Below are 13,633 nucleotides of genomic sequence, written 5' to 3'. Positions count from 1 at the left end.
CTGAGGTAAGGCCCGCTCCCCAAGGGGGAGCGGGCCTTACTCATGCGCCCGACCAGGGGCGGGGCGGCGCTCAGCCGCCGGAGGTGACCTTGATGTTGGTCAGCCCCTTGCCGCCGGAGACGGTGTTGCTCGCGTAGACGGTGGCCTTGCAGCCGCTCGCGTCGTAGTTGGTGATGTTGATGGCGAGCCGTGAGGAGCCCTTGGCGCCGTTCAGGTCGGACTTGTTGCCGCGGAAGACGGTGCCGCAGCCCCAGCCGGACTGCTGGGTGTGCGTCTGGTAGCCGTCGTTGCTGGTGCGGGTGCCCGTGTTGTTCTCGACGAGCACGCCGTTGCCCTTCACGTCGACCCAGGAGTCGTCGTAGTTGGCGTTGCTGAGGCCGCTGCCGTCGAAGGTGTTGCCGGAGATCTTCGCCCCGGTGGTGCCCTCTTTGATGTCGATGTTCTCGCCGCGGACGTCCGGGCCGATGGTGTTGGACCGGATCTCCACGTTGTCGCTCTTGTCGGAGAGCCCGCCCGCCGAGCCGACGTAGACGCCCTCGCCCATGCCCTGGCCGTCCTTGCCGGTGTCGTAGATCTTCGAGTTCTTGATGAGGCCGTCGCGGCTGGACTTGCGGAAGTGCACGCCCTCCATGTCGAGGCCGTGGACGGTCACCGAGTCGATGACGACGCCGTCGGCGCCGTCCATCATGATCCCCTTCTGGCCGCCGGTGACGGTGATGCCCTTGACCGTCCAGTACGAGGCCCCGTTGAGGTGGAGCCCGTAGCCGCCGCCGGCCGTGAGCGCGGCCTTCGGCGAGCCGGTGAGCGTGATGCGGGCGGACGCGGAGCCGTGGACGGTGGTCTTGAAGTTCCCGCTGTACGTGCCGTCGGCGAGCTGGATGGTGTCGCCGGGCTTGGCGGCGGAGAGGGCCGACTTGAGCTGGGTCGCGGTGGAGACGGAGATGACGGACGAGGGCGACGGGAAGGACGAGAAGGACGCAGAGGGGGCGGCGGAGGGGGCACGACCGGCCGGGGCGCCGTTCGCGGCCGGTGTGACGGCCATGAGGCCGCCGGCGGCGAGCAGAGCGGCGGTGGGGGCCATCAGGAGCGGTCTGGCACGCATTCGAGATCCTTTCCTGTATGTGAACGGGGGGCGTGGATATGAATCCGTGCGGCGGTTCGCGAACCTAGGGCCTGCCTGACGCACCGTCAACCCGCTGGGACGCATGCGCGATGCACCGGATCGGGCCGCGCCGGTACCAGGCAGTCCGCCGCGACCCCAGGAGCGCCCCGCGGGAATGGCCGGCCCGCGCCCGGTGTTGTTCACGGCGGAAACACGAGGAGGAGCGGTCACTGTGCTGGATCCGCAGGGTTTGTACGAATGGGAGCCCAAGGGGCTCGCCGTAGCCGACCTGGCCCTCGCCCAGGACTCGGCGGGGCTGGTCATGCTCTACCACTTCGACGGCTACATCGACGCCGGCGAGACGGGCGAGCAGATCGTGGAGCGGCTGCTCGACGGCCTGCCGCACCAGGTCGTCGCCCGCTTCGACCACGACCGGCTCGTCGACTACCGGGCCCGCCGCCCGCTGCTCACCTTCCAGCGCAACCGCTGGACCGCGTACGAGACGCCCCGCATCGAGCTGCACCTGGTGCAGGACGCCACCGGCGCGCCCTTCCTGCTGCTGACCGGCCCCGAGCCGGACGTCGAGTGGGAACGGTTCGCCGCGGCCGTACGCGAGATGGTCGAGCGCCTGGGCGTGCGGCTGTCGGTCAACTTCCACGGCATCCCCATGGGCGTCCCCCACACGCGCCCCGTAGGCGTCACGCCGCACGGCAACCGCACCGACCTCATGCCCGGCCACACCGCCTTCTTCGAGGAGGCGCAGGTCCCCGGCAGCGCGGAGGCGCTCATCGAATACCGCCTCATGGAGGCCGGCCACGACGTGCTCGGAGTGGCGGCCCACGTCCCGCACTACGTGGCCCGCTCCTCCTACCCCGACGCGGCCCTCACCGCCCTGGAGGCCGTCACCGCCGCCACCGGACTCGTCCTGCCCAGCGCCGCGCACTCCCTGCGCACCGAGGCGCTGCGCACCCAGGAGGAGATCGAACGGCAGATCGGCGAGGGCGACGAGGAACTCGTCGCGCTGGTACGGGGCCTTGAGCACCAGTACGACGCCGTGGCGGGCTCCGAGGCGCGCGGCAACCTCGTCGCGGAGCCCGTGGAACTGCCCTCCGCGGACGAACTCGGCGCGGAGTTCGAGCGTTTCCTCGCCGACCGCGAGGGCGACGGGGGCCAGTGAGCCCCGGCCGTATAGCGTGTCCCGCATGCTGAAGGTGGGCCTTACGGGCGGGATCGGCGCCGGCAAGAGCGAGGTGTCGCGGCTCCTCGCCTCCTATGGGGCGGTGATCGTGGACGCCGACAAGATCGCGCGCGAGGTGGTGGCGGCGGGCACGCCGGGACTCGCGGCCGTGACCGCCGAGTTCGGGCCCGAGGTGCTCGCCCCCGACGGTTCCCTGGACCGGCCCGCCCTGGGCGCGATCGTCTTCGGCGACCCGGAGCGGCGCGCGGCCCTCAACGCGATCGTGCATCCCCTGGTGGGCGCCCGCTCCGCGGAGCTGGAGGCGGCCGCGGGCCCCGACGCCATCGTCGTCCACGACGTGCCGCTCCTCGCCGAGAACGGACTCGCGCCGCTCTACGAGGCCGTCGTCGTCGTCGACGCCGCGCCGCGGACCCAACTCGACCGGCTCGTACGGCTGCGCGGCATGACCCCGGAGGACGCGCGGGCCCGTATGGCGGCCCAGGCGACGCGCGAGGAGCGGCTGGCGGTCGCGGATCTCGTCATCGACAACGACGGTCCGCGCGAAGCTCTGGAGCCGCAGGTCCGCGAGGTCTGGGCGGAGTTGGTGGAGCGGGCCGAGGCGCTGTCGGGACCGGCACCGCGGTAGCGCCGGCGGAGCAGCGCGCGACCATGGCCGGAATAGGCCGGGACCCTTCCGTGTTGGGAGGGGCGTACGCCGTGATCACGTATGTCCGCGGGCGGGCCCCGGGGGCGCCGTATCCGACAGTCCCGTCCGGGCCCGCGACCGATGGTTGGTGTCCAGGAAGGAGAACGGCACGTGTCCGAGCCGACGCCCGAGACCCACGTCATCGACTACCGCGCCGCGGAGCAACTGCTGGCCGCCCGCGATCCGCGCGGAGCCGTCAAGCTCCTCGACTCGGTCATCACCGCCCACCCCGAGAACACCGCGGCCCGCCTGCTGCGCGCCCGCGCCTTCTTCGACTCTGCCCAATTGCGCCCCGCCGAGCTGGAATTCCAGCTCGTCCTGGAGCGCGAACCGGACAACGCCTTCGCCCATTTCGCCCTGGCCCGCACGCTCCAGCGCGGGGGGCGGCCCACCGAGGCCACCCGCCACTTCCGCTTGGCGGCGGCGCTCGATCCTCGGCCGGACTTCATCAAGGCGGCCCGCTTCGACGACGGGGCGGCCTGACGCTCAAGCGATCCCCGCGGCCGGGGCGGCGAGCAGTGGTGCTCGGAAGCGGTTGACGGCGCGGGGGCAGCGAGGTAGGGCTACCGGGAACTGCTTCGCCGCCCGCGCCCGGGGCCCTTGGCCGGGTCGTACGGCGGGACGTCCCGCCCCGGCTGGTAGTGGGGGCCCTGCCGGATATGGCGCACGACCACCAGCAGGTCCGTGGCCGTCACGGCCGCGAGCACCCCACAGGCGACCGCCCACCCCGGACGGTCGAACTCCATGAAGAGCACGAGCCCCGCGACGGCGCACGCCAGTCCGAACACGGCCAGCCCGCACCTGAGCCTGAGCGGGCTGCGTGCCTGCATCGGTTCACTGCCCGTACGCATGACCACGCATCTCCTGCTACCAGCATCCACCCGATCCCGGCCCCGGCAAAGCGCCACCGCGCCCGCGCCCTCCCATGGGCCTGCGACCTGCGTCATCGGGCGTCGCGGCGGCCAGTAGGGTCGGGGCCATGGACGGCCTCGACACCCTCGCCCGCGCGCTCGGACAGCGCACCCCGGAACAGCTCGCGGACCTCCTGACGCGGCACCGCGAACCCCTGTCCCACCGGCCCGCCCCCACCCATCTGCGAGGGCTGGCCACCGCCCTCTGGTCGTACGAGACTGTCCACCACCTCGTCCTCCATCTCGACCGGCCCCGGCTCCAGCTCCTCGCCGCCATCGCCCGCGCCGGGCAGCGGCTCGCCGAGGAGAACGCGCCGCCCCGGCCGCCCGCGCCCCCCTCGGGAGCCGGCTTCGAGGCGCTGATGTCGCACAGCCTGTCCTTCCCGCAGCTCGCCGCCGAGCCCGTACCGGCCGAGGCGGCGTACGCGGAACTCGGCGCCGGCGGCCCCGGGCCCGACAGGGAGGCCGCCACCGCCGCGCTGAGCGCGCTGTACGAGGACGGGCTCGCCGCGCCCGCCGAGGACGGCCGGACCGTCGTACCGCCCCGCGTCCCGCAGCTTCTCGGCGGCCTCGACCTGAAGGACTTCACCCGGGACGCGCCGCGACCCGCGCCCGACGCCCTGACGCGGACGGACCCCGCCCTGGTCGGCATGGAGACGCGAGCCGCCGCGACCGCCCTCTCGTCGGCCCTGGACCGGCTCCTCGCCGCGCTCGCCGAGCGCCCCGCGGCGCTGCGGAAATCGGGCGGACTGGCCGTCCGCGAGATCAAGCGCCTGGCGAAAGCGGCCGGCACCGGCGAGGACCGCGCCCGGCTGCTCCTCGACACGGCCGAGGCCGCCGGGCTGATCGCCCTCAGCCGGAACCGCGACGGCACGACGGCGCTGCCCACCGCCGCGTACGACGACTGGCTGACCCGGCCCGCGGGGGAGCGGCTGGCGCCCGTGCTGACGGCCTGGGCGGAGCTGCGCGCGATCCCCACCCTGGGAGCGCCGGGGGAGCCGCCGGCCACGCTCGTACGCGGCCACGACGACCGGTACGCGGCGCCCCTGCGCAGGGCGCTGCTGGAAGCCCTCGCCGCGCTCCCCGAAGGGACCGGAGCGGCCGTCCCGGCGCCCCCGCTGCCGGAGGAGCCGTCGCGGGCCCTGGACGGGCTCCTCCATGTCGCGGACTGGTACCGGCCGCTCGCCGTCACCGGCCGGCCGATGGCGGCGGAGCGCTCGGCGCACACCCTGGACGAGGCGGCGTTCCTCGGCGTCGTCGCCCACGGGACGCTCACCCCGCTCGGCCGGGCGCTGCTCGCCGGCCCCGACGCGCTCCGCGCCGAACTGGACCGCCTCCTGCCGCCCCCGCTCGAAAAGGCCCACTTCCAGGCCGACCTGACCGCCGTCGCCCCCGGCGCGCCGTCGGCCGCCCTCGCGGACCTCCTCGGCGCCTGTGCCGACCGTGAATCCGAGGGGCACGCCGTGACCTGGAGGTTCAGTGCCGCGTCCGTGCGGCGCGCCCTGGACGCCGGGCACACGCCGGACGCGCTGCTCGTCGACCTGACCGCCGCGTCCGCCTCGGGATCGCTGCCGCAGCCCCTGACCTACCTGATCGGCGACACCGCCCGTACGCACGGCCTGGTACGGGTCGTGCGCACCGCGTGCTGCCTCCGCTCCGACGACGAGGCGCTGGTGCGGGAGCTCGCCGCCCATCGCGAGCTGCGCGCTCTGGGCCTGCGGGCCATCGCCGCGACGGTCCTGGTCGCCGCCGAACCCCCGGAGACCGTCCTGCGGACGCTGCGGGCGGCCGGATACGCGCCCGTACTGGAGGCGGAGACGGGTACGACGGTCGTCGAGCGGGCCGCCGCGCACCGCTCGAAGGCCCCCGCGCCGCTGCCCGCCGCCCGCAGGGCCGCCGAGCCGCTGGCCCTCGCGGAGCGGCTGCTGCGGGGCTGAGCCGGCCGAATTGTCAGTGCCCCTCCGTAGACTCGGGAACCGCTCGGACAACACGGGAAACGGGCTCGGAGAGCACGGCGGACGGCGAGGCGGTGAGGCGGTTGAGGCTGGTGACGGGGCGGCTTGCGGCCGCCGCCGACCCTCGTGGCCCATCGGCGGATTCGCCGCCCGATCAGGCCGGCGCGGCCGGTTCGGGGAGCGCTCTCGGAGAGAGGCCCGAGCCGGCGGAGCGCCGGGCTGGTGCCGCGGGCCCGCTGGCCCGCCGCGCCGCGATCTTCCTGCCGGGCGAACCGCCGCGCGAGGGCGGCTTCGCCTTCTGGCATCCGGACGGCGACGACCCTCTGCCCGAGGGCGAGCGCCCCGAGGCGGAGGGGGAGCGCACTGAGCTGACCGTCGTGCGCCGGAGCGGAGACGGCGTACAGCGGCGCACGGTGCCCGCGCTCGTGCTCCCCCTGGCCCAGGCCGTCCCCCTGCTGGCCCGCGCCCGCCACGATCCCGCGGCCCACCCCGCGACCGCCGCCTGGGGGGCCGCGGTCCTCCACGGACTGCACCTGGTGGCGCGCGGCAGACTGCTGCCCGGCCTGACCGACGCCGGCGCGGACACCTGGCGCGCGGGGCCGCTGGACGCCGAGGACGTCGCACACCTGGGGGCGATCGCCGCGGCCATGCCCGCCGAGGCGTACGCCGTGCCGCTGCCCGGCTCCGGCCCACCCCGGCTCCCGGACCCCGACGGCCTCGTACGGGCGCTGCTGGACGCGGTCGCGGACACGCTGCCGAGGACGCCCGCCGCGCCGTACGCGGCCGGCGCGCCGTACGCCGCTCGCGCCGTGCACCGGCTGCCCGCGCTGCGCGAGTGGGCTGCGGAAGCCGCCGCCGGGACGGACGGCGGGGTGCGGCTCTCGCTCCGCCTGGACCTGCGCGCGGACGACCTCTACGAGGAGGACGGGGCGTTCGCGGCCGCCGTCGTCCAGGTCCACAGCCTCACCGACCCCACCCTGCTCGCGGACGCGGCCGCACTGTGGGAGGGGCGCGCAGGGGCGCATTTCGGGGCGCGCGCCCGCGTCGACACGGTTCTCTCGCTCCGGCGCGCCGCCCGCGTATGGCCACCCCTCGGCCGCCTCCTGGAGCGGCCCGTCCCCGACATCCTGACGCTCGACGAGGACGAGCTGAACGAACTGCTCGGCATGGCCGCCCCGCGGCTGTCGGCGGCCGGGGTCGCCGTCCACTGGCCCCGGGAGCTGGCCCGCGACCTGACCGCCCGCGCCGTCGTACGGATCGCCCCGGGCACCGCCTCCGACGAGCCGAGCTTCTTCGACGCGGAGCAGATCCTCGAATTCCGCTGGCAGCTCGCGATCGGCGGCTCCCCGCTCACCGAGCGGGAAATGGACGCGCTCGCCGAGGCGCACCGGCCCGTCGTGCGCCTGCGCGACCAGTGGGTGCTCGTCGACCCCGCCCTCGTACGCAAGGCCCGCCGACGCGACCTGGGGCGGCTTGACCCCGCCGAAGCGCTGGCCATGACCCTCACGGGCACCGCCGAGGTCGACGGCGAACAGATCGCGGCCGTGCCCACCGGGGCCCTCGCCGTACTGCGCGACCGGCTCACCGCCGAGGCCAAACCCGCCGTCCAGCCGCCCAGACTGCACGCCACCCTCCGCGAGTACCAGCTACGCGGCCTCGGGTGGCTCGACCGGCTGACCTCCCTCGGCCTCGGCGGCTGCCTCGCCGACGACATGGGGCTCGGCAAAACGGTCACCGTCATCGCCCTCCACCTGCACCGCGCGTCCGCCCGCCCCACCCTGGTGGTCTGCCCGGCGTCCCTGCTGGGCAACTGGCAGCGCGAGATCGAGCGCTTCGCCCCCGGCGTCCCCGTACGCCGCTTCCACGGCGCCGGACGTTCCCTGGACGGCGCGGGAGACGGCTTCGTGCTCACCACGTACGGCACGATGCGCTCCAGCGCCGAGGAGCTGGCCGCGCACCCCTGGGGCCTGGTGGTGGCGGATGAGGCGCAGCACGTGAAGAACCCGTACGCCTCCACCGCCGTGGCGCTGCGCACGATCCCCTCCGCCGCCCGGATCGCCCTCACCGGCACCCCCGTGGAGAACAACCTCTCCGAACTGTGGGCGCTCCTGGACTGGACCACCCCCGGGCTGCTGGGCTCACTCAAGAACTTCCGGGCCCGCCACGCGCGAGCCATCGAGGGCGGCGAGGACGACGAGCAGTCCCAGGAGGCCGTCGAGCGCCTGTCCCGCATCGTCGCGCCCTTCCTGCTGCGCCGGAAGAAGTCCGACCCGGGCATCGCCCCCGAACTGCCGCCCAAGACGGAGACCGACCAGCCGGTGGCGCTGCTGCCCGAACAGGCCGCCCTCTACGAGGCCGTGGTCCGGGAGACCCTCGTGAACATCGAGGGGGCCCAGGGCATGGCGCGGCGCGGCCTGGTGATGAAGCTGCTCACCGCCCTGAAGCAGGTCTGCAACCACCCCGCCCAGTACCTGAAGGAGGGCGGCGCGCGGCTGGCCGGCCGTTCGGGAAAGCTGGAACTGCTCGACGAACTGCTGGACACCATCCTCGCCGAGGGCGGGTCGGTCCTGGTCTTCACGCAGTACGTGGAGATGGCCCGGCTGCTCTCCGCCCACCTGACGGCGCGCGGCGTGCCCTCCCAACTGCTGCACGGCGGCACCCCCGTCGGCCGGCGCGAGCAGCTCGTCGACCGCTTCCAGTCCGGCGAGGTCCCCGTCTTCCTGCTGTCGCTGAAGGCGGCCGGCACGGGCCTCAACCTCACCCGCGCGAGCCACGTCGTGCACTACGACCGCTGGTGGAACCCGGCCGTCGAGGACCAGGCGACCGATCGCGCGTACCGCATCGGCCAGACCCAGCCCGTGCAGGTCCACCGCCTCGTCACCGAGGGCACGGTCGAGGACCGCGTCGCCGAGCTGCTGGAGGCGAAGCGCGCCCTGGCCGACGCGGTGCTCAGCGGCGGCGAGGCGGCGCTCACCGAGCTGAGCGACGCCGAACTCGCCGAGCTGGTGACCCTGAGGAGGCCGCGATGACCTTCGCCGAGTCCCGGTGGGGCAACGCCTGGATCGAGGCCCTGGAGAGCGCGTCGCTCGACGCCGGCCGGCTCTCCCGGGGCCGCACCTACGCGCGCGGCGGCCACGTCCACGACATCACCGTCACACCCGGCCGCATCGGGGCCCGCGTCGACGGCAGCCGCTCGCGCCCGTACCGCACCGGCATCGAGCTGGACGTCTTCTCCGACGACGACTGGGACCGCTTCCTGAGCGCGGTGGCCGCCCAGCCGTCGCACATCGCGGCCCTCCTCGACAAGGACATGCCGCACGCGCTCGCCGACGCCGCCGCCGAGGCCGGGGTGCCGCTGCTGCCGGGCCCCGGGGAACTGTCGCCCCGGTGCTCCTGCCCCGACCGGGGGCACCCGTGCAAACACGCGGCCGCCCTCTGCTACGAGGCCGCCCGACTGCTGGACGCGGACCCGCTCGTCCTCCTCCTGATGCGGGGCCGCGACGAACGCGCGCTCCTCGACGACCTCGCCCGCCGCAACGCGGCCCACGCCTCCCGTGAGTCACCGGCCGTACGGTCGGGCGTCGACGCCAAAGCCGCGCTCTGCGCCCCGCCCCGGCCCGCCCCGGCGGCCCTGCCGGAGCCGCTTCCCGTCCCTCCGCGCCCCGGCATACCCCCGGCGCTCCCGTCCGCCGGCCCGCTGCCCGTGGACGCGGCGGCGCTCGACCTGCTGGCGACCGACGCCGCCGCCCGAGCCCACGCGTTCCTCACCACGGGCGGCGACCCGCGGCCCGGCCTCACCCCCTGGCAGGACGCCGTGCGGCTCGCCGCCACCCGGCCCACCTCCGGGCTGACCGCCACCACCCGCACCCTCTACCGGCGCCTGGCCGCCGGGACCGGCCGCACCCCGACGGACATGGCCCGCGCGGTGGCCGCCTGGCGGCAGGGCGGACTGGAGGGCCTGACGCTCCTCGAAACCGCCTGGAACCCGCCGGCCGGCCCCTTCGACCGGGCCCGCCCCGCCCTGGCCGCCGCCGGACTGCCACCGCTGCGCCCCCGCCACAACCACCTCACCGACGACGCCCGCGGCCTCCAGCTCCGCTACGGTCACGACGGCCGCTGGTACCCCTACGAGGCGGACCCCGGCCCCGAACCGGACTGGTGGCCGGCCGGCCCCGCCGCCGAGGACCCGGTGGACGCGCTGACGGCGCTGCGGCAGCGCGACGACTCGATCCCCCCGGCTCCCTCGATACCTCCGGCTCCCTCCCCGCCTCCGGCTCCCTCCCCGCCTCCGGCTGCCTCGCCGCGCTGACCGGGGCCGAGCGTGCATCATGGGTGCGTGCAGTGGGAAGCGATCTCGTGGACGCGATTGACACAGGCGCTCGGGGAGCGGATCGCGGAGGCGAAGGCCGAGGACGGCAGCCCCTGGCTGCGGGTCGCCGTCGACGGGGCCCCCGCCGCCCGGCCCGCCGAACTGGCCCAGGACCTGGCCGAGGAACTGCGGGCGCGGGGACGGCCGGTGGCCGTCATCGGGACCGGCGGATTCCTGCGGGCCGCGTCGCTGCGCTTCGAATACGGGCATCAGGACGCCGACGCGTACTACGACCTGTGGCTCGACTCCGGAGCCCTGCACCGCGAGGTGTTCGCCCCGCTGGAGCCCGGCGGCAGCGGACGGGTGCTGCCCGATCTGTGGGACCCCGTGGCGGACCGGGCGACCCGGAGCCCGTATCTGACGGTGCCGCCCGGAGGCGTCGTGATCGTGCACGGCCCGTTCCTCCTCGGGCACTGGTTCCCCTTCGACCTCGCCGTGCACCTGCGGATGTCGCCCGCCGCGCTGGCGCGCCACACGGAGGCCGCGGCGGCCTGGACCGTACCCGCGTTCGCGCGCTACGCGGACGAGGTGCGGCCCGAGGACGCCGCCCATGTGGTCGTACGGGCCGACGACCCGCGCCGTCCCGCGTGGAGCGGGTTCACAGCAGGCGCTTGATCTCGCCGCGGACGCGGTAGAAGCCGGCCGGGGCGGGCGAGAGCGCGTCGACCACATAGCGGACGCCGGGCTCGCGTATCCGGCGCGGGAACTGCACGTTCCACAAGGGCTCGTAGCCTTCCGAGACGACATGCACCCGGAGCCGGCCGCCCTCCTCGACGCACTCGACGACGACGCCCGACGCCCGGGCGGCCGTCACGGTCGCGAGCGTGGTCGTCGGCGCGTACGTGGGCAGCGCCTCGGCCGACTTGACGTCCACGGGGACCGGGACGGTGCCGGTCCGCGCGGCGGCGATCGCGGCCTCCGTCGCGTCGACGCACACCAGCGAGCCGTCCGTGGTGACCATGTAGAGCTTCTCGTCGAGGTACTGCATCGACAGCGCCGAACCGCCGCCGGTGCCCAGCTTCCACAGCCGGGTGCCGTCCGCCGCGAAGCAGTACACGGAGGACGCGGAGTCGCCCGCGAAGACGTAGCGCCCGCCGGGGGCGGTGGCGCAGGAGTAGACCGCGGTGTCGCACTGGTAGGCCGCCTCCGTCCGGCCCGTCGCCTTCGACAGGCGCTGCACGACGTGGCGCCCGGTGCCCGCGTAGACGGCGTCGTCCTCCTGCCAGCCGAACAGCACCGCGCCGTTGGTGTTCGTGTGCCACAACTCGCCGCCGCCGTCGGGGGCGTAGGCCGTCACGCCGTGATCGTGGCCGTGGTAGACGGCGCGTTCGTCACGGCGCACCATCCAGGCGTGCACGCCGGTGCTCTTGCGCGACCACTGGTACTCGTCCTCGTGGTCGATGACCGTCAGACCGCCGTTCCGGTCCGCCACGTTGAGCACGCCCTCGTGGACGTCGAGCCAGAAGATGTCGACGTCCGCCGCGATCTGGTAGGCGGCGAAGGGCAGCTTGGAGGACAGGTCGTAGACCGTGCCGTCGTCGCAGCCCGCGTAGATCCAGAAGTCGTCCGCCACCAGGCACTTGACGCCGTCCGGCAGCCGGTAGCGGGACAGCACCTCACCGTCGTGGGCGAGCGTGTAGACGTCGCCGGCCTGGTTGCCCACCCAGCAGCGGTCCTCGCCGATGTGGATGCCGAACGCGGCGGAGCCCGTACGGAACCGCCACAGCACGGGGGCCACTGCGCGCGCCGTCGACGGGGCGGAGGCGACCTGACGGCGTGTCACGGCGCGGGCGGCGCGCCCGCCTTGCACGGCCGGCGCGTACCCCTTGCGGACCTTCTCGCCGATCTTCTTCGCCGCGGCGGCCCGCGCCTTCTCGGCGGTCGGGAAGGAGGACGTCTGCGACTGGCCGGCGGCGCCGATCCGTCCGTACCGCACGGAGACGGTGAGACCGTCCACGGTCACCTCATAGAACTTGTGCGCCCCGCCGCCCTCCTGTGACAGCTCCAGATACGTCCTGTCGCCCGACGCCTGCGTCACGGCATACCCCTCTCCCAGGTCGGCCACGGGCGGCCGATCTCTACTGCGGGGAACGCTAGGGGCTGCCACTGACAATCGGCCGGGCGAGCGGTGCTCAGGGGCCGTCGGGGACCGTGCGGGGCCATCAGAGCCATCAGAGCCATCAGGGGCGTCGGGGCGTCGGGTGTGCCAGGGACCGTGCGGGACCGCGACGGCTCGGGGGCCTCCGGGGCCGCGACGGCCGACGCCCGTCCGTACGGGACGTGGGCGGCGGGCGTCGCGGCGTCCGGCGGTCGCGCCATGGCGTCACGCTGCGGCGTTACGTTTCAGCGCCACGTTTCGGCGCGCGGGATCAGGCCGCTGACGGCACGCGGGCGCGCGAATCGGCGGCGCCCCCTGGCAGGCGGCGCGCCCCGTCGTTCAGGGCCCTGCGGATCTCCGCGGGCTTGTTGGTGATGATTCCGTCCACGCCCATCCGGGCCAGGGACCGCGCGGTGCCGACGTCGTCGACGGTCCACGCCGAGAGCCGCAGGGCGCGGCCGTGCGGGCCGCGGAGCGCGTGGACGGCGCGGAGGTAGGACGGGGTGACGGATTTGTGGTTCGGATTGATCTGATCGGCGTACGCGGCGTACGAGCGGAGCTCGCCGGTCTTGGGGGCGCCGAGGAAGCCGAGGGTGAGGTCGGGGCGGAGCCGGTGGAGGGTCCGCAGTGAGGCGGCGTTGAAGCTCTGGAGGACCAGCCGGCGGGCGACGTGCGGGCGGTCGAGCCAGCCCCGGCGGCGCAGCTCGGAGGTGATGCGGCGCTCGATGCCGGGGTAGAGCTCCGGCGCCTTGACCTCCATGAGGAGGTTCTGGCGGTTCCGCTCGACGCGGTCGAGGTAGCGGCCGAGGGTCGGCACGCGCTGCCCGGCGAACCGGCGGCCGTACCAGCTTCCCGCGTCGAGCCGCTCGATCTCGGCGAGTGTGAAGTCCGCCACCCGCCACGGCGAGCGGTTCGGATAGCGCTGTTCCACATCGGTCGTCCGGCTGAGGGTGGTGTCGTGCAGGACGACCAGCGCGCCGTCCTTGGTCCGCTGGACGTCGTTCTCGACCCAGGTGATGCCGAGGCGGGCGGCGGCGTCGACGGAGGCGAGGGTGTTCTCGGGCGCGCTGACGGGCGAGCCGCGGTGGCCGATGACGAGGGGGGCGTGCGATGGGGTGGCGGCGGCGGTGGAGTGGGCGTGGGCGGGTCCGGTGAGCAGCGCGGACACGCCCAGAAGCGCGCTGGCGACGGCGACGGCGGGGCGCAGTTGCATACGGTCTCCTCGCGGCGTCCGGTCCGGGCCGGGGTGAGCGTCCCGGATGTGGCGTACAAGAAGATAAGTACGGGATATCCGGCGAGCGCGCGCGGGCATCGC

At 74.7% G+C, this 13,633-nt stretch carries 11 protein-coding genes; 7 read left to right on the top strand and 4 right to left on the bottom strand.

Annotated features, from left to right (window positions below; genetic code table 11):
* Positions 1 to 70: 70 nt before the first annotated feature.
* Complete coding sequence (locus tag IF55_RS31140) at positions 71 to 1,102, bottom strand: right-handed parallel beta-helix repeat-containing protein (RefSeq protein ID WP_030888092.1); 1,032 nt, start codon at positions 1,100 to 1,102, stop codon at positions 71 to 73.
* A gap of 232 nt (positions 1,103 to 1,334) precedes the next feature.
* Here IF55_RS31140 and IF55_RS31135 point away from each other — a divergent pair, with 232 nt between their 5' ends.
* The 3 genes from IF55_RS31135 to IF55_RS31125 all read left to right on the top strand — a co-directional run bounded on the left by IF55_RS31135 (position 1,335) and on the right by IF55_RS31125 (position 3,468).
* Positions 1,335 to 2,279 (top strand): PAC2 family protein, encoded by a 945-nt coding sequence (locus IF55_RS31135; RefSeq protein ID WP_030888089.1) that lies wholly within the window; start codon positions 1,335 to 1,337, stop codon positions 2,277 to 2,279.
* A 25-nt stretch (positions 2,280 to 2,304) separates the two neighbouring features.
* Entirely contained in the window at positions 2,305 to 2,925 is a 621-nt protein-coding gene (coaE, locus tag IF55_RS31130; RefSeq protein WP_030888088.1) for a dephospho-CoA kinase, read from the top strand.
* 171 nt (positions 2,926 to 3,096) lie between these two features.
* Entirely contained in the window at positions 3,097 to 3,468 is a 372-nt protein-coding gene (locus IF55_RS31125; RefSeq protein WP_030888085.1) for a tetratricopeptide repeat protein, read from the top strand.
* An 80-nt stretch (positions 3,469 to 3,548) separates the two neighbouring features.
* Here the strand turns inward: IF55_RS31125 and IF55_RS31120 are convergent, their stop codons facing one another.
* On the bottom strand, positions 3,549 to 3,836 hold the full coding sequence (locus IF55_RS31120) for a DUF6343 family protein (RefSeq protein ID WP_030888082.1): 288 nt from the start codon (positions 3,834 to 3,836) through the stop codon (positions 3,549 to 3,551).
* A 128-nt stretch (positions 3,837 to 3,964) separates the two neighbouring features.
* Between IF55_RS31120 and IF55_RS31115 the strand changes: the two genes are divergently transcribed.
* The 4 genes from IF55_RS31115 (at position 3,965) to IF55_RS31100 (ending at position 10,835) form a co-directional block, all read left to right on the top strand.
* Complete coding sequence (locus IF55_RS31115) at positions 3,965 to 5,833, top strand: helicase-associated domain-containing protein (RefSeq protein WP_030888079.1); 1,869 nt, start codon at positions 3,965 to 3,967, stop codon at positions 5,831 to 5,833.
* 110 nt (positions 5,834 to 5,943) lie between these two features.
* Positions 5,944 to 8,880, top strand: coding sequence for a DEAD/DEAH box helicase (locus tag IF55_RS31110; RefSeq protein ID WP_078645567.1), 2,937 nt, complete (start codon positions 5,944 to 5,946; stop codon positions 8,878 to 8,880).
* Positions 8,877 to 10,160 carry an SWIM zinc finger family protein gene (locus IF55_RS31105; RefSeq protein WP_063764073.1) on the top strand — a complete coding sequence of 428 codons (1,284 nt, stop codon included), beginning with the start codon at positions 8,877 to 8,879 and terminating at the stop codon, positions 10,158 to 10,160. The genes IF55_RS31110 and IF55_RS31105 overlap by 4 nt, the downstream gene beginning before the upstream one ends.
* 27 nt (positions 10,161 to 10,187) lie before the next feature.
* On the top strand, positions 10,188 to 10,835 hold the full coding sequence (locus IF55_RS31100; protein WP_030888070.1) for a nucleoside/nucleotide kinase family protein: 648 nt from the start codon (positions 10,188 to 10,190) through the stop codon (positions 10,833 to 10,835).
* On the opposite strand, the gene IF55_RS31095 is transcribed toward IF55_RS31100, so the two are convergent.
* Positions 10,819 to 12,258: a WGR domain-containing protein gene (locus IF55_RS31095; protein ID WP_030888066.1), complete on the bottom strand. Its 1,440-nt coding sequence runs from the start codon at positions 12,256 to 12,258 to the stop codon at positions 10,819 to 10,821. The genes IF55_RS31100 and IF55_RS31095 overlap by 17 nt on opposite strands.
* A 331-nt stretch (positions 12,259 to 12,589) precedes the next feature.
* Positions 12,590 to 13,531: a glycerophosphodiester phosphodiesterase gene (locus tag IF55_RS31090; RefSeq protein WP_048832849.1), complete on the bottom strand. Its 942-nt coding sequence runs from the start codon at positions 13,529 to 13,531 to the stop codon at positions 12,590 to 12,592.
* Between the last annotated feature and the right edge of the window lie 102 nt (positions 13,532 to 13,633).

The sequence above is a fragment of the Streptomyces varsoviensis genome (genome assembly GCF_000718635.1).
Classification (GTDB): Bacteria; Actinomycetota; Actinomycetes; order Streptomycetales; family Streptomycetaceae; genus Streptomyces; species Streptomyces varsoviensis.
Note: the sequence above shows the minus strand (reverse complement) of the source record. Positions and strands in the feature narration are given on the sequence as shown.